The organism is Plectonema cf. radiosum LEGE 06105 (assembly GCF_015207665.1).
Lineage (GTDB): Bacteria > Cyanobacteriota > Cyanobacteriia > Cyanobacteriales > Nostocaceae > Rivularia > Rivularia radiosa_A.
In genome coordinates this window covers 1-18,912 of record NZ_JADEWL010000075.1, presented here as the reverse complement: position 1 = coordinate 18,912, position 18,912 = coordinate 1, and the positions used below count along the sequence as shown (strand labels likewise).

The following is an 18,912-nucleotide window of genomic DNA, read 5'->3' as shown; positions in this document are numbered from 1 at the left end:
TTACCTTTGCTATATGGCTCGCGACTATTATGAAATTCTGGGTGTCTCTCGTGACGCCGACAAAGAAGAAATGAAAAGTGCTTACCGCCGCTTAGCCCGGAAATATCACCCAGATGTGAATAAAGAACCGGGAGCGGAAGAGCGGTTCAAGGAAATCAACCGCGCTTATGAAGTGCTTTCAGAACCCGAAACCCGCGCTCGTTACGACCGTTTTGGAGAACAAGGAGTATCCGGTGCTGGTGCTGCTGGCTATCAAGACTTCGGCGATATGGGTGGTTTTGCGGATATATTTGAAAGCATTTTTAGTGGCTTCGCTGGAGGAACAGGTCAGTCCCAACGACGACGCAGCGGACCAGTTAGGGGTGATGACCTGCGTTTGGACTTAAAGTTAGATTTTCGCGAAGCGGTATTCGGGGGTGAAAAAGAAATTCGCATTTCCCACCTAGAAACTTGCGACGTTTGTAGTGGTTCTGGTGCTAAACCCGGTACTCGTCCTCGGACTTGTTCGACCTGTAGCGGTTCTGGTCAAGTTCGCCGCGTCACTCGAACTCCTTTTGGCAGCTTTACCCAAGTTTCGACTTGTCCCACCTGTAACGGACAGGGGATGGTAGTTGAAGATAAATGCGACGCTTGTGAAGGTAAGGGTGCAAATCAAGTTACCAAGAAACTGAAAATTACCATTCCTGCGGGGGTTGACAACGGTACTCGGTTACGCATATCCAACGAGGGAGATGCTGGAACGCGGGGTGGTGCGCCTGGAGATTTATATGTTTATTTATTCGTAAATGAAGATGAAGAATTCCAGCGTGATGGTATTAATGTACTTTCAGAGCTAAAAGTTAGCTATCTGCAAGCAATTTTAGGGTGCCGTTTGGAAGTAAGTACTGTAGATGGTCCGGTAGAAATGATTATTCCGCCGGGAACTCAGCCCAATACAGTGATGAAATTGGAAAATCGCGGCGTTCCACGTTTGGGAAATCCCGTTAGTAGGGGCGACCATATGATTACAATATTGATTGATATTCCGACAAAAGTCACACCCGATGAAAGAGAATTGCTCGAAAAACTCGCTAAAATTAAGGGAGACCGTACCGGAAAGGGCGGTTTAGAAGGATTCTTGGGAAAATTATTTAACTAATAATGAGTGTATCTTCACTTTCAACTCCTGATGCTCAGCTTGATCTACGGGGAACTCCTTGTCCGATTAACTTTGTGCGAACAAAGATTCGTTTGCAGCAAATGTCACCGGGAGCCTTATTAGAAGTCTGGTTAGATCCAGGAGAACCGATTGAGCAGGTTCCCGATAGTTTAACAATGGCGGGTTATCAAATCGAAGAAATTTCCGACTGTTCTGGGTATTTTTCTTTATTAGTACGCCGTCCACTGAATGCAAAATGAACGGTGAAGCATCATTAACAAATTCCGGACAGTTGTTAGGTACAGTCGTTGCTGTGCAAGCTAATTTTTACCGAGTGCAACTCGATCAAAAGGACAAGGATATAGGAGAATTTTCTTCTAATCCCCTGTTGCTTTTGTGTACCCGCAGAACTCGTTTAAAAAAAATTGGCCAGCAAGTGACAGTTGGCGATCGCGTTGTTGTAGAAGAACCAGATTGGACTGATGGTAGTGGCGCGATCGCCGATGTATTACCCCGAAAAAGTCAACTCGACCGTCCGGCGATCGCCAATGTCAATCAAATATTACTGGTGTTCGCTGTTACAGACCCTCCTTTGGAACCCTATCAACTCAGCCGCTTTTTAATCAAAGGAGAGTCAACGGGTTTAGATGTAATTTTATGCTTGAATAAAAGCGATTTAATTAGCTCTCAAGAGCAGGCAGAAATTAAGCAACGTCTGAATAGTTGGGGTTATGAACCCATATTTATCAGCCTTTATGAAGGTATAAATATTAACAATTTAGAAAAAAATCTCAGCGGTAAAATTACTGTGGTTGCGGGAGCTTCCGGCGTTGGGAAATCAAGCTTAATCAATACTTTGATTCCAACAGCTAATTTACGGGTAGCATCGGTTTCAGGTAAATTAGCTCGCGGAAGACACACCACTCGTCACGTAGAACTATTTGAACTTCCCGGAGGTGGTTTACTCGCAGATACTCCGGGTTTCAATCAACCAGATTTAGATTGTACTCCCGAAGAACTAGTAAATTACTTCCCAGAAGCAAGAGAAAGATTAAAAAACGGTAGTTGTAAGTTTAGTAACTGCTTGCATCGAGATGAACCCGATTGCGTAGTAAGGGGAGATTGGGAACGCTACGAAGATTATTTACAGTTTTTAGAAGAAGCAATCGAGCATCAAACTTGGCTCAAACAGCAAGCCGATCCAGAATCTAATCTGAAATTAAAAAGTAAAGGAAAAGGGCGGCAACAATATGAGCCAATGTTAGAAAGTAAGAAATATCGCCGCGTTTCTCGGAAGAAGCAGCAACAGACATTGCAGGAATTGTATAAAGAAAGTGAAGATTAAGATTAGGTTAAAGGTTAAAAGTTAGAGGTCAAAGGTTAAAACTCGTAACAACCAACAACTAACAACCAACAACTAACCTTGAATTTAAAATCTAATTAGTAACCATAGCTAAGGAATAACCATAAAGTCTTAAAATATTGTTAACTTCTGACTAACCGGAAGTATTTCTTCTGCGGGTAAAACCCCTTGCAGGCTTTGTTTATTGAGCCATACCTGATAAGGGTGTCGGACAAAAACTTTCTGCCTTCCGGAGGGATGCTTCTGTCTAATCAAAACTATCGATATATAAGTCCCGATCGGAATTAATATTATGTCTACTGGCTACGTTGCACTTGTACTTCACGCACATTTGCCTTTCGTTCGTCACCCGGAAAGTGACTATGTACTAGAGGAAGAATGGCTTTATGAAGCAATCACGGAAACTTACATTCCTTTACTACGAGTCTTTGAAGGCTTGAAGCAGGATGGTGTTGATTTCAAAATCACCATGAGTATGACACCACCTCTGGTTTCAATGCTGCGCGACTCATTACTGCAAGAACGCTATGATGAACACTTAGCGAAACTACAAGAACTAATAGAATTAGAAATCGAACATAATGCTCAGAATGGTCACGTTAAATATTTAGCCGAGTATTATCAAGGCGAATTTAAGGCTACTAGAGAATATTGGGAACGGTATAAAGGGGATTTGGTAACTGCTTTCAAGCAATTCCAAGATTCTAATAATATTGATATCATTACCTGTGGTGCAACTCACGGTTATTTACCGTTAATGAAAATGTATCCCCAAGCGGTTTGGGCGCAAATTCAGGTAGCCGTAGAGCATTACGAAGAAAATTTTGGTCGTCCACCCAAAGGTATTTGGTTGCCGGAATGCGCTTACTTTGAAGGTTTGGAGCGGATGCTGGCGGATGCTGGATTGCGTTATTTCCTTACTGATGGACATGGTATTTTGTATGCTCGTCCTCGTCCTCGGTTTGGTACTTATGCCCCTATTTTTACGGAAACTGGTGTTGCAGCCTTTGGACGCGATCATGAATCTTCTCAGCAAGTTTGGTCTTCTGAGGTTGGTTATCCCGGTGCTGCGGAATATCGGGAATTTTATAAAGATTTAGGCTGGGAGGCTGAATATGACTATATCAAGCCTTTTATTATGCCCAACGGTCAGCGTAAAAATACGGGGATTAAATATCACAAAATTACTGGTCGTGGTTTAGGACTTGGAGACAAGCAGCTTTATGACCCCTACTGGGCAAGGGAAAAAACCGCAGAACACGCTTCTAACTTTATGTTCAACCGCGAGCGTCAAGTTCAACATCTCCACGATATGATGCAACGTCCTCCTATTGTAGTTTCTCCCTATGATGCGGAGTTGTTTGGGCATTGGTGGTACGAAGGTCCTTGGTTTATCGATTATCTCTACCGCAAGTCTTGGTTTGATCAAGGAACTTACGATATGACTCATTTATCGGATTACTTACGAGCTAATCCGGTTCAACAAGTTTGTCGTCCTTCTCAGTCAAGTTGGGGACATAAGGGTTTTCACGAGTATTGGTTGAATGAAACTAATACGTGGATTTACCCACATTTACACAAAGCTGCCGAACGGATGATTGAGTTATCAAATCGAGAAGCAGAAGATGAGTTGGAATCCAAAGCTCTCAATCAAGCCGCACGGGAGTTACTTTTAGCACAATCTTCTGACTGGGCGTTTATTATGCGGACGGGAACGATGGTTCCTTATGCTGTCAGAAGGACTCGTTCTCATTTGATGCGATTTAACAAGCTTTACGAAGATATTAATATCGGTAAAATTGACAGCGGATGGTTGGAGAAAGTTGAATATATGGACAATATTTTTCCCAACATTAACTATCGAGCTTACCGTCCTTTGTAATCACATGATTTAATCCGTGAAAGTTGTAGGGTGGGCATTGTCCACCTTATATTTAGGGTTTGCTCAATGACAGAAAAAGACCCAAATGTCAATCGTCCAACGGTAACTAGAAGAAGAAGCTGTAAAGCTTTAATTCTCCGTGGGGTAAGAAGTTGGGTTTTTACGATAAATAAAGTTAAATTTTTCCGAGGAAAAAACTATAAGTTACCATTGTCGCTCTACATCATACAAATCGAATTTTGTATCAGCACTGACGATTTTAATTTCTTCTGCGATCGCTTGAGCAATCAATAGCCGATCAAAAGGATCGCGATGATTTAAAGCTAAATTAGCAACTACTGCAAGATGCTTGAGTTTCACAGGAAGAATTTCAATACTATTAAGTATGATTTGTTGGGGAATAAATGTTTCGTAAGTATCTGGTAGGGTAAGTTTTTTTAGGTTGACTTTAATGGCAATTTCCCACAGACTGGCAATACTAAGCAATAAATCGACATCAGATTCTAATACTTCAACAGCATTACGGCTGAGTTCCTGACTGTCGTTGATAAACCAGAGAAAAGTGTGGGTATCGAGGAGTATTTTCATTACATATACTCTTTAAAATCCTCTAATGGCTCGTCAAAATCTGGAGCCATCCAAATTTGTGCTTTAGCGCTTCCTCTTTGTCTTCGTTGACAATGAGGGGAAAATTGAATCAATTTTAAGATGGGTTGATTATCACGAGTAATGATTATTTCCTCACCTTGTAAAGCTGATTGTAAAAGTTGTTTAATTTTGGCTTGAGCCTCAGTTATGTCAACCTGATGCATTATAATATCTGACCTGGGCGTTGTTTTATTTTTAGAATAGCAACATTTGCTGTAATGGGCAGAGCATATTTTCTGGTAAATTTGCTAAGTCTTGGCAACCGCAGCCCCAATCCATAATTCCAATGCAACATCCTCCAAGTTTTGCCCATCAGCTTCAATCATCAGGGAAATGACACTAATCTTACTGAAAGACCAAAACAACCCCGCTTCAAGTAGATAGGGTTCGTTGGTTTCTGCGTGTATGCGGAAGTCGTACAAGGAGTAATCACGACAACCTAAAGCGATATGTGCCTGCTTGGCTGCATCTGTGAGTTTCTCAAATAACTCTGGTGTGACATTGGCTGGACATATTCGCTTTGTTGCTGTATTTTGATTTTGCTTGCTGGGTGTTCCGTCCGATTCAAGCTCAAGTTTATCGTGTACAGTCCTGATGGAATGTTCTTGAGTGAACAAATACTCTACCATCGGCGGTACCCATAATTCCCCTCCACGCTCGATTACAGCCACACGCAGTTCTCTTCCAGGGATGTAATCTTCAACCAAAATAGTCTCGTCAAATTCAAACCCAATTTGTAATGCTTCCGCGATTTGTTCTTGATTCCAAACCAAGCTCATCCCCAAAGAGTTGTCTTCCGAGTTTGGTTTGACGATAAATGGGGGTTGCATCGTGAGGATGTCCCCTTGACGCAGTTGCTGTGCTTTAGCTACGCGGACACCAGATGCAGCTACAATGCTTCTTGTGTGAGCTTTATTAGTTGCGAGTGCTGTACAGCAGGATGGGGAACCTACAACGGGTAAGCCAAGGATATCCTCGAAGAATGCTCGAAAAGTAGTCATCCCAGGAAAACAGAACATATGAGGAACTACTACATCGATATCAGGTAGTTGAGAAATCATATCCTGGAGTGACATCTTCTCTGACATGGATTCTAAGGATTTTCCTAATTGCCAAAGACCGTCGAGATGTACGATCGCATAGTAGCTGCTGACACCAATGGGTTGTATGACTTCCTTTACATATATTATTGACAGGTTGTAGTAAAACTGGGAGACACGAGAACCCGCGAGGTGCAACACTCGTAATCGGGTTATCCCGTTTGAATTAGGTAATGCAGTGGAATTATTTAGTAATGGTTTGTGAGGTAAAATTTGCATTTCAAGTTATACGTAATATGTTCAAGATTTACACAAGACAAATAATTTAAATGTTTATAAAAAAACGATAAAATTAGATTTAACTATTAATATTTATCAATTATAAATAAATAGAAAGAAATCATTGATAATTTGTGTTGCATAAATGCTGTTTGGAGACATTAAACTCCCAATACATTCAGAGGAAAAGATAAATTAATCTCCACCCATTTGTACGAGTTTTCCAATATTGAAATCTATTCTTGTCCAATTTTTGAATTTAAACAAATTTTTCAACAATAACAAGGGAATTTGCCAATGATGCACCATTAAAAATGGTAAAGAATCGTCAAATTTATAAATTGCGTCAGTACCTCTAAATATATTCTTAATCCAATTCCCCAATTGCTCAAAAGAACGAATTTCATTTAGTCGCCAAACTTCATGATAAGTCCAATAAGTCGGTTTACTATTAGGTAGTGCTTTTAAAGGTTCCGTTATTGGTTCTTTACTCAAATAAGCATCGGCTGCTTGTTGCAATTGGTCGTGAAATATGGTAATCGCAGAATGAGTCCGGGGATTACATTCAATTGCATATACTGTACCATCTTCAGCTTCAATAAAGTCAAAAGAAAGTTGTCCGGTAACTCCCAATTCTTTGATAAAGTGCGTTACCCATTCGCGGATTTTTGGATGTTCTACGTTTTCGTAATTGACTTGAAAAGCTGAAGATTCACAACAACAATGCAGTCTGACTACACCATCCCTAACTGTACTATGAGTACAGTATTCTTTGCCAGGAATAAACTCCTGCATTATCCAAGGCTTTTGGGGACTAATTGGTAAACTTCTCACGAAAGCTGCGGTTTGTTCTGGAGTATCACAAGGAAGCTTGGTTAAATCCAAACGTCTCACGGAGTCATAAGGAATGCTTTTTATTATATATTTACGTGATTCCCCAGAGAAGTCAAAATTTAAAACTTGTTCGGGAGAAGTTATTTTAAAAGACTTAGGAACCAATAAACCAAAACTTCGCGCTTTTTCACTAAAAGCAAATTTATCATCAAGCATTTCACAAGTAGCAGCGTCTAAGTGGAACACCTCACAATATTCAGATAAACTGGGTTTTGCTAAAGCATCATAGTAGCTAGCAACTGGACTTGTTACCGGAATATAAATATCAATCTTTTCTTGATTAACAATGTCGATTAAAGCTTGGGTATAAACTTGTAAATTTTCCTGGGGAACGGGAGTTGTATAGAACTTATCTACAGCCTGAGAAAAACGATGACCTGATAGCCAATATTTATTAGTTTCTGTTAAGACTACTTTATGTCCTGCGGCATGAAAACATCGAGCCAATTGTAATGCTTTAGTCATTTTTCCACCACTAATCAGAATATTTTTCTTTTCAGCAGGTGCGACTGTTTTCTGTGTGATTTTAAATGCACTGATTAAGATGTTTATAAACAAAGATATTAAAACAATTGTGGCATTAATTGGTAGTACTAATAAAAGTAAAATTAGAGTAGCCAAATTTTTTATAAAGGCAACAAAACGCATTTTTAAAGAAACTGGAGACGTTGCAATTTGAGAAGAAGAAACAGAAATAGATTGTGTCATTGTCGAAGAATAAATTATCAACTTTGTAAATATAAAAATTTTGTAGAGACGTTGCATTGCAACGTCTCAAACAATATGAAATGATCATTTCATATTCAAAAACCCGACTTCTGTAGTTTAAGTTTTTTAATTCCTAACTTTCTAACCTCCGGATGATGCTTAAACCATCTCTTACTGGTAAAAGTACCTGTTCGACACGTTGATCGGCTGCGACGATACGGTTAAAATCGGCGATCGCCTTTCCATTAGCTGTACGTTCTGCTTCACTCAGATAAGGCTGTCCCTGAAGCAATGTATTATCAACACAGATAAATCCGGATGGGGCTAGCAAGTTTTTTTCTAAGAGGATGTGGAAATAATCTACGTAGCCAGCTTTGTCTGCATCAATAAACACGAAGTCAAATGACTCTCCTGCCGCCGCTAATTTATCCAAAGTTTCTCGTGCTGGACCGATTTCAACTTGAATTTTCTCACCGTGGGGAGATTCGCGAAAAGCTGCTTTCCCGAACTCTGCTGTATAAGCATCGACTTCACAAGCAATCAATTTGCCGTCTGCGGGTAATGCGGATGCCATTGCTAGGGCAGAATAACCCGTAAACATACCGATTTCTAGTACTCGTTTGGCTTTGGTCATGTAGATGAACATTTTCAAGGTTTGTCCTTCAATGTGACCGGAAAGCATTTCTTGTTCTAGTGCAATTACGGTTTCCCCTTTGTCAAAGCGGTTACTCCACTCCTCACGGGCTGTTTTGTCAGCGAGAGCTTTTAAAGCTGCCGATTCAGAAGTTGTACATTGTTCTAAATAAGGGTCTAAACCCGATGCTAAACGTGAAACAAAGTCAAGTTTTTGTTGAATTTCTCCTGGGAGTGTTTGCTTATTCAAGGCTTGCACAAGTGCTTCTAATTCCTGCGCTAGTATTCCCAAAGGTGTAACAGGTCTAGGGACTGGTTTATTAACAAGGCTTTTCATTAATTTTCACTCCCTACAAGTTCCGCTTCTGATTCGGAATAAACCGGGTAAACATCTACACCATCACCACCACGAGGGAACTTCTGACAAATCTTTTTATGTTCTGCTAATCCTTCAGCTAATTCTTTACGAGTTAGGTCGTTGACAAAGAAGCATTCACCGATTGGTTTAGGCATTGCAGCCCTTTGCTTACCATCTCTTGTCAGAGAAATGGACTCTGTAGCTTCCCATAGCAATTCTTCTTGCAATAAAGGATGGTCGAGAGAAAGTCCAATTCGGCTCATTGTTCCTAAAATACGGTCTCGATCTGATTCGCTAATATAGCCCCTAATCCCAGCAATTGTTGCAGATAAAGCCATGTCGATATTGACTGCATGACCATGGAAAATAGGTACGCAGGGTGCTAATTCCAGAGTCGGACTCCAACTGTGACCGTAGGCTATAACTCTGTCTAGGTCTAACTCGTGGAGGTTAGGTACTTCATACTCCAACATTTTTTTGATGGCTTTATAAGTCACAACACGGGCAACTTCTTTAATTTCCTCTGTTGCATCAATGTTGCCGAAGTGGGTACGAAGCAGTTCTTCTCCGTATTTATCGAGTAAATCAAATACTTCTTTATGACCGACTACGGCAATTTTGACCAATTCTGCCATGCCGTTGCGTACTTGATCTGTAGGTAAGGTTCCCAAAAATGAAAAATCCAAAAATACCTTGGATGAAGCGTGGTAAGCACCCAAACGATTTTTCAGCTTTTTATGGTTTACCGCTACTTTGATAGCAACACTAGCGTCAATCAAACCAATCAAAGTGGTAGGAATGCGAATATAGTTACTACGACGACGGTAAGCAGAACAAGCGAAACCCGCAACATCTGTTACTAATCCACCACCGATTACCAAAACAGGCTCTTTACGAACTAGTTTAAAGTCAGCGAATGCATCGACAATCTTCTCGAAAGTTTGGATTGTTTTATTCGGTTCGGTGATAGTTACGGGAAAAACAGTTACGTCGATATCGTAATACTCGAAATACTGTTTCATTTTGTTGCCGTAGTGCTTGTAAACGTTAGAATCTACTACGGCTAAGCAGCGACCAAATTTTTGATAACACTCTGCCAATTCTGGATTTTCCGTGTTAAAAACTCCATCTACATAGACGAGACTATACTCAATCTTTTCGTAAGCTTCGATATGAAAAGCGGATTCAGTAGCTTCTAACTTTGACTGAACAATACTCATGGTTGTTGACCTAATGGTGATAAAAAATTTTTACTTGTAAATGTGCGTTCTCTTATCTACCTGGAGCGGTAAATTATGCAGAGATTTATTGTCTGGAATTGGGAATAGTCAATTACCTCTAAATTAATTTAAATAAGAGGTTTTTTGCTCATCTTAGTGCATAAGTACTAAATAAAATAGTTAAGTTATCTCAACTAAGAAGCTTGACTTGCACTTAGTTGAATAACCATTATTAATATCCAGCTTTACCATCCTCAAGTCGCCAAATACATCTCAACTCTGAAAACTGAATTTTACTAATGCCAAAACACAAATTCACTCGTTTTTACTCAAGTGCAATATTCACAATTATCAAAATCATAGTGGCGATCGCAAGAAAGCAAGCTCATTGCTATGGCGATAGTTGAATTTATCCACTACTGACACTAATTTATTTAATCCTCCGAAGTTGTCTCCGGCTTCAAATATCGGAAAATACCTATCGTGACAAAAAGTTCCTCTTGAGGATCTCCAGGTTTATGCTTGAGATTGCAACCTAGATTTACATTCAAGGAAGGGTCTGATGGATTATTGATTATTGCAGACTTGGACATTCCTTTTCAACCTTGAAGCTAGACATTAACGAATACTTTAACTAATCACTGTTGCAAAAAAATATAGCTCCCATCAGAAGGTTCGATCGGATAATACCATCTGCTGGTTAAATAAGCATGATTCAAAAAAAATACTTTGCTTTCTTGCAAATAAATTACTACAATCAATAACTAGCTCATAGCTGAAAACCTATAATTTTTACGCGCTTCACATAACTGGGAGCAAAGCTCGATATTCTGTATAATACCGCAATTCTCCGGAACAATACAAGAGGCTAAAGTTGACCCCAGGAATAAAAAAAAAATTATCAAGATAGGTTGTTTGTTAACTTATGTTGTTAATTTTCACTTTATCAAAAATTGGATTAAAATTTTCAACTTTTTTTGTGAATCAGAAAATATTTTTCAGATGCCGTGTTAAAAGCAGCTGAATCAAACTATTGCAATAGTCTAAGGTATAGATTATCTCACTCTTTAGACTGATTTTCTCTGATTTATATTTATAAATATTTCAACCACTGAAAATATTCAATGATTTTTAATTAGATAATTGTCGGGGTTCAATTAAATAAAGTGGATGGTTATAATTGTCTAAACAATATATAATATCAGAATTTAGACTGTTTTTTGATTTTAATTGTAATTTTAAAATTAAAAATGATTTTGGGAAATACTAACATTCAGAAGTCGGGTTTTTCGGATAAATATCTGTAAGAAAAGAGAGCTATCATAAAAACCCGACGAATCACCTCACTCCATTCTCCCAACAACCTAAAAAAAAGACAGGTGTTTAACCTGTCCTAAACTTGTGTTCAAATCAGCAACTCAAATTTACGAGTAGTATTAAAAGTTCATTTCAGCGGCTTGAACTTTCTCAACCTGCTTCTTCTTAAGGACAAGCATGATTTGAGCTAGCATTACAAGAGCGATAAATGCCATCAACCATCTAACTCTGCCAGCACTTTGCAGTACTATCTCTGTATCGTCTTGACCAAAACCACCCACATTGGGATTGTTGGTTAAAGCTTCACCAGCTTCTACTGTTTGTCCTTCAGAAACAATTAATTGTGGTCCTGCGGGAATGGTAGTAGTGACGGTTTCACCCGCTGGGGTTTGAATGTCTACAGTATATTTTACGCCACCAAAATCATCTTCTTCTTGAGCAATTTTGGTAATTGTACCAGCAGCTTTAGTTACGAAAATGTTATTATTGCTATTTTCGCCGGTAGGGTAAACTTGTCCGCGTCCTCGGTTTCCACCAACGTGAACGGCGTATTTACCGAACTGGATATTTTTATCCGTTGCGGGGTTTGGAGAAAGAACTGGAAAAACAATCTCTTGATACTGTTCACCAGGAAGCGGGCCGACTAAAAGAATATTATCCTGCTCTTCGCTGTAAGGCTGGAAGTAAACATCTCCAACTTCCTCTTTCAATTCTTCGGAAATCCGTTCGGGAGGAGCAATTTTAAAGCCTTCGGGTAACATCAGGACGGCTCCAACATTTAAGCCTACCTTAGAACCGTCAGCACCTACTTGTTGGATGCTGGTATCGTAAGGAATTTTAACAACCGCTTTAAATACGGTATCTGGTAGAACTGACTGAGGAACTTCTACATCAGTAATCTTGGCAGCCAAATGACAATTGGCACAGACAATCCGTCCTGTAGGTTCTCTAGGAGTTTCTGGATAGCTTGCTTGCGCCCAAAAAGGGTAAGCTGCTGCTGCTTGAGGAAGTGCTAAATCACTGGTGAAGAAAAATGTCACCGTGGCGATCGCCACCAGCAATGTTCTCGAAATCGCCTTAAATGCTCGATTTAACCTTGTGGTACAAGTATTTCTCATCTCTCGTTCGGAATTCATGGGTAATTAGTCATCAGTTCTAGCTAAAGAAGAATGACCAGGTAAGTTAGATAAAAGCAAACAATCACTAGTTATCACAAATAATCTTTATCAGTTTGTATTGCGTATCAAAGATAAATCAACCACTGATAACTGATAACTGATAACTGTTTAAGCCCACCAAGGTTCTTCATCAGTGCGGAAGTCAGTTTCAGTCCAAGGAGTAAGCACCATTTTGTCGTCTTGTACTACTACATGACTTAATGCTAAAGACAGCGGTGCTGGACCCCGGACTACCTTACCAGTAGCATCATACTGGGAACCGTGACAGGGACACTTAAATTTATTTTCAGCAATGTTCCAAGGTACGACGCAACCCAAGTGAGTACAGATAGCGTTGATGCCATAATCTTGAACTGATTCTTTGCTGTCTACCACGATATAGGTAGGGTCGCCCTTTAACCCCTGTACCAAAACGCGATCGCCAACATTATGTTTGTCCAAAAACTCAGAGACTACAACAGTATCACCTAGTTCGTTTTTCGCGGTGGTACCACCACCAGCGCCACCACTCGAAGGAGGAATAAAATACTTGATAACGGGATACAATACTCCCAGAGCGACTCCGGTAACAGTTCCAAAAGTCAGAAGATTCATGAATTGACGACGACCCATATCGGGTACATCAGTTGATTCAGAGAATTGAGCCATAATCTACTTCAAGGTTGTTTTTGTTAATTTTTTTGACTTGAGTTCTGTAAATTGAGAAACTCTTGTCTAGTATGCCCATGCCCCATCTCAATGTCAGATCATCTTTTTTGAAGATTTTCTCACATTCTGTTTTCTAGCATTACATTTCTTTATGTTCTTATCATACTGGAGTTACGGAACTTCACATCATTACTAAATGTAAAATATCCGAAAATAAAGCAATGACAGGACAAGAACTACGTCAAATATTACTTGATAAGTGGGGACGTTCTTATGATGTCCAGTTGCGAAGGACTCAAGGCAAACTATTTCTACAGGTAATGTGGAAATATTTGGAGCAAGCTTCGTTTCCCTTAAATCAAACTGAGTACCTAGAACATTTGGATAGTATTGGCAGTTATCTTGATGGGATGGGTGGAAGCCAGCAGGTACGAGAGTTTATTCAGGAAACGCGAGAACGTCCGCGACTTGGCAAAGCTGTGAGTGTGCCTTTGGATTTAGGTGAGCGCACTTCTGAATGGATATTATAGCTTTTAAGTCCACCCATAGCTAGAGCATTTTTTCTCAATACAAATTAATGTAATTGGTAATTGGTAATTGGTAATTGGTAATTGGTAATTGGTAATTGGTAATTGAGGTGTTAAAACTATGAAATTAGAAACTTGGGAAAACAAAGTTCTCGCAAATTATCTTGATGGTGTAAGGTTAATCCAAATTCCGGCATCTCGAAAGAAGCGTTTGGTTATACTTCGATGGTTGGTGAGAAAGTTTGAAGCTGATTTAATTTATCAAGAATCTCAGGTGAATGATATTATTAGCATTCACCATTCAGATTATGCAACTTTGAGAAGGGAGTTGATTAGCTACCAATTTATGGAGCGAGAAAATAATTTATACTGGCGTAACCCAGCTTCTTTATGGAAATCAGAACATGAAATTATGCAGCGAAAAATTGATAAATCAATAAATCATAAAACTCTTTGACCCACAGCGACATCTCTATCTGGTTGAATTAACACTACTCCACCATCATCAAGTAATACGCCTAAAACCAAAACTTCAGACATAAAATTGGCTATTTGACGGGATGGAAAGTTAGTTACAGCTAATATTAATTTATCTAGTAAATCTTCTGTTTGATAAAGTTTGGTAATTTGGGCGCTGGATTTTTTGACTCCCAAATCACCAAAGTCTATCCATACTTTGTAAGCTGTTTTTTTTGCTCTCGGAAAATCTTCTACTTTAATAATTTTTCCGACACGAATTTCTACTTTTTCAAAATCTTCGTAGCTAATTTGCATTATTTACCGATTAACTTAACTAAACCAATTCCACCAAAGTATAATCCTAAAACTGCTCCTGCTAAAAGACTTTGGGTCAGTGGATCTGTGGAAGGTGTAAGAACGGCTCCTAAAACTACCGCTCCCATAATTACCAAACGCCATCCTGAAAGCATCATTTTAGAAGAAACAATTCCTAAAGCACCAAGTAATAGTTGAATAACAGGAATTTGAAAGGCTAAACCAGTACTAAATAGTAGCAATAATACAAATTCAAAATATTTATCAATTGACCAACTTTGTTCAACTACATCCGCACCATAGGTGATAAAAAAATTCAAAGCTGCGGGAATTAATGCGAAATAAGCAAATACCAATCCCGATATAAAAAGTACAGTAGAACCCATAAATACGGGTATGAGTAAACGACGTTCCCGTCGAGTTAATCCCGGTAATACAAATTGAGCGATTTGGTATAAAACAAATGGGCTAGCTAAAACTAAACCTGTATAACCCGCGACTTTAATCGATACGAAAAAATATTCTCCGGGAGCTAGTTGAAGAAATTTTACTCCTTTGGCTGGTATTTCGAGTAATTGGACAATTTGCTTGACGAAAACAAAACACGCGATCGCGCTTAGCACGACGACTATCAGCGAATAAAAAATCCGTTCTCGTAATTCTTCTAAATGGTCAAATAGCGACATTTCTACTTCACCAGGTAATTCATCGAGAATATCTGGTGAAGTCGCTTCCATGTCGATATCTGTTGTTGTAGTGGTTTCTGCTTTTGGGGAACTAGTCATGTTAATTATCAATTATCAGCTGTTAATTATAAGTATAAGTTTAGAGTTAAGTATAGAATATTGAGCATAAGCCATGACGCATGGGCAATAGATAAGCTGTTCCACATTTAATTTGCAATACAGTAGCAAGCTTTTCGGCTTACACTACAAGTCTCATAAGTTTTTTTGACGGGCTACTCCTAACTCCTAACTGATTTTTTCCGGTTTTTGAAAATTTGCTCTGGATAAGTTATCAGGAAAGTGCAAAGGTCTGTTTGTTAAAGAGGGAATCTACTATGGTGTAACCTACAATTCTACTTGAGGTTGAGGTTAATGATGCATAGTAAAGTTTGTTGCGCCATGTTGGTATTACCTTTTATCGGATGGAATGCGGTTGGTAGTTTTGCGAATAGTAATGGTTTACAACTTTTTGATCGGGAAGTTTCTCAAATTACTAATGTTGTTAGTGGTGGAAACATTATTCAACCATATTTAACGATATTTAAAATATCGGCTAGAGATGACCGAATTAAAGATTGTCTTCGTTCGGGAAACTGTAAAAATTAATGCAGTATTATTTTTTATTCTCAGTTAACGTCTTTATATCATAATTTTTCTTGTCTAAGTAATTAGAAAATGGTTGGTTTATTTAAATATTTTTATTTATATAAACGAAAATGTACTTAGATAATGATACTCAATTTTGATTATTCATAAAATAATTTCAACACCTTCATTTAAATTTTGCACCGGGAAAATCCAAAAATAAGGGTGAATCATACCATTATAAATAATTAGAACAGAATGATATCGTCAGTTTTTGATCTAATCATGATTTTTATCATGGACAGAGTTGATTAAAATCAACTAAATTTGATTTTTTAGCTTCTTGATGACAATACATAGCAGTTCTAAATGATTTGTGAAATTATTCAGTAGTGCGAGCATCTTGCTCGCTAACGGCTACCAGCGAGCAAGATGCTCGCACTACAATTCTAAATATTAATTGATATTTCCTACAGATAATACTTGATTGGTGATGTTAAAGAAGAAACATTGTTATTAATAGAAATATGTTCAGGAAAAAGTTGGGTTTTTACAAAATTTATCTTGCTTTACATATATTTAAGGTAAAAAAACTGACTACTTAATGATTCGTTCTTACAAGGTTTTATTTAAGTTTTTTCTCTACTCAAAAAAACAGATATTTCTGTAACTAATTTATCCAAATATTCGCAAAATACAAATTAATTATAAATCCGGAATTGTACATTTATAATTTGTATTTAGAGTGAAAATAATTCGACAACGAAAATTATTACCATGTGATAAATCTCGTCTTTCAAATAAAGCGAGCTGCCGTCTTTTATGCTTCTAAACTTAGAAAGATTTTATCAAGCGTGTAATCCGAGCCAACCTCTAGTAATGGGAGATGCTGATGCTCGACGATATTATATCGATTTTGCTTCGGTAAGAGGCGGAAAAATTATTGAAGCCCTAGGACGGACTATTATTAGAATATCACCGGATACACCCACTACTCAACTTTTTACCGGACATATTGGCTGCGGTAAATCTACAGAATTACTACGATTAAAAGCGGAATTAGAACTGAATAAATTTCACGTAGTCTACTTTGAATCCACCCATGTGTTAGAAATGGTGGATTTAGATGTTACCGATATTTTTTTGGCGATCGCAGGACTTGTTTCTGAAAGTTTGGAGAAGATAAAAATTCGTTTGAAGCCGTCATATTTTACCAAGCTATTCAGTGAAATTGTTGATTTTCTCCAAACACCAATTGATTTAGAATTAGAAGGTGAACTATCTATAGGAATTGCGAAAATTACCGCGAAAACCAAAGAAAGTCCGCAGTTACGAAGACGATTGAGGGACTATCTAGAACCACGAACTTTAAATATTTTGCATTCGATCAATAATGAATTATTAAGACCTGCTAATAAGGAACTTCAAGCTAGAGGTAAAAAAGGATTGGTAGTGATTGTTGATAATCTCGACCGTGTAGCAATTAGACCTTTACCATCGGGACGTTCTCTACCGGAATATTTATTTATCGATCGCGGTGAACAATTACGCAAACTCAATTGTCATATAGTTTATACAATCCCTTTGGGATTAACTTTTTCCAACGACAGCGCTCAATTACAGCATCGTTTAGGTGGTGGTGTCGCGCCAAAAGTTTTACCAATGATACCAGTATATAAACGTAGTGGTGAAATTTTCATTCCTGGATTAGAAAGTTTGCGACAAATGGTTTTAGCTAGGGCTTTTCCTACCATTAATCCCCAAGAAAGGTTACATTTTATAACAGAACTATTTGATAGTCCGGAAACGTTGAATAGACTATGTTTAATTAGTGGCGGTCATGTGCGAGACTTATTAGGATTGCTGTTTGATTGTATCAGGGAACAAGACCCACCTTTTAGTCAAGAATGTGTGGAACTGGTAATTCAAAGACATCGCGATTATCGAGCAAATGCGATTGATGCTCCGGAATGGGAATTAATTTTTCAAGTTGTAAAGCAACAGCGAGTCAGAGGAGATATTGAATATCATACTTTGTTACGCAGTTTGTTTGTTTTTGAGTACCGCGATCGTCAAGGAGTGTGGTTCGCTGTCAATCCAGTTTTAGCAGAAACCCAAAAATTTAAATCATGGTTGGAACAACAAGACAATCAGATTTAGTCGTTGTTAATACTAGTGCATTGAGAAGTTTAACGCGAGCAATTTCTCTTTCTCGCGGTGAATTTTCTCTGGTTTTAGTGTGCTGTAATTATAAAGTTTTGCAGCAGCGAATATTAGAACAACTCCAACAAATTTTAGGAAAAGATTATTTACTGCAAAAAGTATCTTTACCTGCTCATGCAAGGAGTTTATATACGACAATTCACACCAAAATTGTTAAAGACTCAAAAAAAAACCAAACATTGCCTCACATAGCATTAATGATTTTGGGTTTAGAGTCAGTAAATGGACTTGACGATTTATTAACTAGCATTAACCATATACGAGACGAATTTCGCAAAAAACATCCTTTTCCCATGGTGCTGTGGGTAAATGAAGAAGTATTACGAAAATTACGACGATTAGCACCAGATTTTGCTAGTTGGGCTGGAACACCGATTAAATTTGAAATGACAACGGCTCAATTAATCCAATTTTTGCAACGGGAAACTGAATCATTATTCACTACAGTTTTAGACATTGCTGCAACAAGAGAAAAAGCATCTTCAATTACCCAAAAGAAATCATCTGAACATCGTCAATGTACTTTAGAACAAGTTTGGCAGCATAGCAACGAACTGCATCATGCTATTAAAGACTTACAAACTCGTGGAATCAATTTAACCCCAGAATTAGATGCTAGTTTAGAATTTGTATTTGGTTTAGATGAATATGTTAAAGACTGCATAGAAAAAGCAATCAATCACTTTCGCAAAAGTTATCAATTATTAATTTACAGTTATCAGAAAAAAGATGAAGTAACAGTTTCTTCTCCATCCCCTTGTCCCCCCATCTC

18 protein-coding genes and 1 pseudogene are annotated in these 18,912 nt (G+C 38.3%); 9 read left to right on the top strand and 10 right to left on the bottom strand.

Going from position 1 to position 18,912, the window contains the following annotated elements; translation table 11 throughout:
* The first annotated feature begins 13 nt into the window (after positions 1-13).
* The 4 genes from dnaJ to IQ247_RS19855 all read left to right on the top strand — a co-directional run bounded on the left by dnaJ (position 14) and on the right by IQ247_RS19855 (position 4,383).
* Positions 14-1,138: a molecular chaperone DnaJ gene (gene dnaJ / locus IQ247_RS19870; RefSeq protein WP_193922843.1), complete on the top strand. Its 1,125-nt coding sequence runs from the start codon at positions 14-16 to the stop codon at positions 1,136-1,138.
* 2 nt (positions 1,139-1,140) lie between these two features.
* Positions 1,141-1,398, top strand: coding sequence for a sulfurtransferase TusA family protein (locus IQ247_RS19865; RefSeq protein ID WP_193922842.1), 258 nt, complete (start codon positions 1,141-1,143; stop codon positions 1,396-1,398).
* The gene (gene rsgA / locus IQ247_RS19860) at positions 1,395-2,483 is read left to right on the top strand and encodes a small ribosomal subunit biogenesis GTPase RsgA (RefSeq protein WP_193922841.1); all 1,089 of its coding nucleotides are present in this window, start codon (positions 1,395-1,397) and stop codon (positions 2,481-2,483) included. The genes IQ247_RS19865 and rsgA overlap by 4 nt, the downstream gene beginning before the upstream one ends.
* Before the next feature lie 310 nt (positions 2,484-2,793).
* Entirely contained in the window at positions 2,794-4,383 is a 1,590-nt protein-coding gene (locus IQ247_RS19855) for a glycoside hydrolase family 57 protein (RefSeq protein ID WP_193922840.1), read from the top strand.
* Between the two features lie 204 nt (positions 4,384-4,587).
* On the opposite strand, the gene IQ247_RS19850 is transcribed toward IQ247_RS19855, so the two are convergent.
* The 8 genes from IQ247_RS19850 to petC all read right to left on the bottom strand — a co-directional run bounded on the left by IQ247_RS19850 (position 4,588) and on the right by petC (position 13,306).
* Positions 4,588-4,971 (bottom strand): type II toxin-antitoxin system VapC family toxin, encoded by a 384-nt coding sequence (locus IQ247_RS19850; protein ID WP_193922839.1) that lies wholly within the window; start codon positions 4,969-4,971, stop codon positions 4,588-4,590.
* Positions 4,971-5,195 carry a type II toxin-antitoxin system Phd/YefM family antitoxin gene (locus IQ247_RS19845; protein ID WP_193922838.1) on the bottom strand — a complete coding sequence of 75 codons (225 nt, stop codon included), beginning with the start codon at positions 5,193-5,195 and terminating at the stop codon, positions 4,971-4,973. Before IQ247_RS19845 ends, IQ247_RS19850 begins: the two co-directional genes overlap by 1 nt.
* Before the next feature lie 84 nt (positions 5,196-5,279).
* Entirely contained in the window at positions 5,280-6,350 is a 1,071-nt protein-coding gene (locus IQ247_RS19840; protein ID WP_193922837.1) for a D-alanine--D-alanine ligase family protein, read from the bottom strand.
* A gap of 195 nt (positions 6,351-6,545) precedes the next feature.
* Complete coding sequence (locus IQ247_RS19835; protein ID WP_193922835.1) at positions 6,546-7,952, bottom strand: ATP-grasp domain-containing protein; 1,407 nt, start codon at positions 7,950-7,952, stop codon at positions 6,546-6,548.
* 133 nt (positions 7,953-8,085) lie between these two features.
* A complete protein-coding gene (locus IQ247_RS19830) occupies positions 8,086-8,922 on the bottom strand; it encodes an O-methyltransferase (protein WP_193922834.1) in 837 nt (278 codons plus the stop codon).
* The gene (locus IQ247_RS19825) at positions 8,922-10,163 is read right to left on the bottom strand and encodes a sedoheptulose 7-phosphate cyclase (RefSeq protein ID WP_193922833.1); all 1,242 of its coding nucleotides are present in this window, start codon (positions 10,161-10,163) and stop codon (positions 8,922-8,924) included. Before IQ247_RS19825 ends, IQ247_RS19830 begins: the two co-directional genes overlap by 1 nt.
* A 1,436-nt stretch (positions 10,164-11,599) precedes the next feature.
* Positions 11,600-12,598, bottom strand: coding sequence for a cytochrome f (petA, locus tag IQ247_RS19815; protein WP_193922857.1), 999 nt, complete (start codon positions 12,596-12,598; stop codon positions 11,600-11,602).
* A gap of 168 nt (positions 12,599-12,766) precedes the next feature.
* Positions 12,767-13,306, bottom strand: a complete 540-nt coding sequence (petC, locus tag IQ247_RS19810; protein WP_193922831.1) for a cytochrome b6-f complex iron-sulfur subunit — start codon at positions 13,304-13,306, stop codon at positions 12,767-12,769.
* Positions 13,307-13,527: 221 nt separating this feature from the next.
* Between petC and IQ247_RS19805 the strand changes: the two genes are divergently transcribed.
* Positions 13,528-13,836 (top strand): DUF3067 family protein, encoded by a 309-nt coding sequence (locus IQ247_RS19805; RefSeq protein WP_193922830.1) that lies wholly within the window; start codon positions 13,528-13,530, stop codon positions 13,834-13,836.
* A gap of 118 nt (positions 13,837-13,954) precedes the next feature.
* Positions 13,955-14,290 carry a DUF2087 domain-containing protein gene (locus IQ247_RS19800; RefSeq protein WP_193922829.1) on the top strand — a complete coding sequence of 112 codons (336 nt, stop codon included), beginning with the start codon at positions 13,955-13,957 and terminating at the stop codon, positions 14,288-14,290.
* Here IQ247_RS19800 and IQ247_RS19795 read toward each other — a convergent pair.
* Positions 14,275-14,607, bottom strand: coding sequence for a tRNA-binding protein (locus tag IQ247_RS19795; RefSeq protein ID WP_228059886.1), 333 nt, complete (start codon positions 14,605-14,607; stop codon positions 14,275-14,277). The genes IQ247_RS19800 and IQ247_RS19795 overlap by 16 nt on opposite strands.
* Positions 14,607-15,392, bottom strand: a complete 786-nt coding sequence (gene tatC, locus IQ247_RS19790; protein WP_193922828.1) for a twin-arginine translocase subunit TatC — start codon at positions 15,390-15,392, stop codon at positions 14,607-14,609. Before tatC ends, IQ247_RS19795 begins: the two co-directional genes overlap by 1 nt.
* Before the next feature lie 312 nt (positions 15,393-15,704).
* Between tatC and IQ247_RS19785 the strand changes: the two genes are divergently transcribed.
* The 3 genes and pseudogenes from IQ247_RS19785 to IQ247_RS19775 form a co-directional block, all read left to right on the top strand.
* Entirely contained in the window at positions 15,705-15,938 is a 234-nt protein-coding gene (locus IQ247_RS19785) for a hypothetical protein (protein WP_193922827.1), read from the top strand.
* 801 nt (positions 15,939-16,739) lie between these two features.
* Positions 16,740-18,077 carry a P-loop NTPase fold protein gene (locus tag IQ247_RS19780; RefSeq protein WP_193922826.1) on the top strand — a complete coding sequence of 446 codons (1,338 nt, stop codon included), beginning with the start codon at positions 16,740-16,742 and terminating at the stop codon, positions 18,075-18,077.
* A pseudogene (locus tag IQ247_RS19775) lies at positions 18,047-18,912 on the top strand (hypothetical protein); the annotation flags it as partial. The gene IQ247_RS19780 and the pseudogene IQ247_RS19775, both read left to right, overlap by 31 nt.

Coding starts and splice junctions, on each gene's coding strand:
- rsgA (WP_193922841.1), top strand. CDS start 1,395: ATGAACGGTGAAGCATCATTAACAAATTCCGGACAGTTGTTAGGTACA.
- IQ247_RS19785 (WP_193922827.1), top strand. CDS start 15,705: ATGATGCATAGTAAAGTTTGTTGCGCCATGTTGGTATTACCTTTTATC.
- IQ247_RS19845 (WP_193922838.1), bottom strand. CDS start 5,195: ATGCATCAGGTTGACATAACTGAGGCTCAAGCCAAAATTAAACAACTT.
- dnaJ (WP_193922843.1), top strand. CDS start 14: ATGGCTCGCGACTATTATGAAATTCTGGGTGTCTCTCGTGACGCCGAC.
- IQ247_RS19800 (WP_193922829.1), top strand. CDS start 13,955: ATGAAATTAGAAACTTGGGAAAACAAAGTTCTCGCAAATTATCTTGAT.
- IQ247_RS19825 (WP_193922833.1), bottom strand. CDS start 10,163: ATGAGTATTGTTCAGTCAAAGTTAGAAGCTACTGAATCCGCTTTTCAT.
- IQ247_RS19850 (WP_193922839.1), bottom strand. CDS start 4,971: ATGAAAATACTCCTCGATACCCACACTTTTCTCTGGTTTATCAACGAC.
- IQ247_RS19780 (WP_193922826.1), top strand. CDS start 16,740: ATGCTTCTAAACTTAGAAAGATTTTATCAAGCGTGTAATCCGAGCCAA.
- IQ247_RS19805 (WP_193922830.1), top strand. CDS start 13,528: ATGACAGGACAAGAACTACGTCAAATATTACTTGATAAGTGGGGACGT.
- tatC (WP_193922828.1), bottom strand. CDS start 15,392: ATGACTAGTTCCCCAAAAGCAGAAACCACTACAACAACAGATATCGAC.
- IQ247_RS19855 (WP_193922840.1), top strand. CDS start 2,794: ATGTCTACTGGCTACGTTGCACTTGTACTTCACGCACATTTGCCTTTC.
- IQ247_RS19830 (WP_193922834.1), bottom strand. CDS start 8,922: ATGAAAAGCCTTGTTAATAAACCAGTCCCTAGACCTGTTACACCTTTG.
- IQ247_RS19795 (WP_228059886.1), bottom strand. CDS start 14,607: ATGCAAATTAGCTACGAAGATTTTGAAAAAGTAGAAATTCGTGTCGGA.
- IQ247_RS19835 (WP_193922835.1), bottom strand. CDS start 7,952: ATGACACAATCTATTTCTGTTTCTTCTTCTCAAATTGCAACGTCTCCA.
- IQ247_RS19840 (WP_193922837.1), bottom strand. CDS start 6,350: ATGCAAATTTTACCTCACAAACCATTACTAAATAATTCCACTGCATTA.
- IQ247_RS19865 (WP_193922842.1), top strand. CDS start 1,141: ATGAGTGTATCTTCACTTTCAACTCCTGATGCTCAGCTTGATCTACGG.
- petA (WP_193922857.1), bottom strand. CDS start 12,598: ATGAGAAATACTTGTACCACAAGGTTAAATCGAGCATTTAAGGCGATT.
- petC (WP_193922831.1), bottom strand. CDS start 13,306: ATGGCTCAATTCTCTGAATCAACTGATGTACCCGATATGGGTCGTCGT.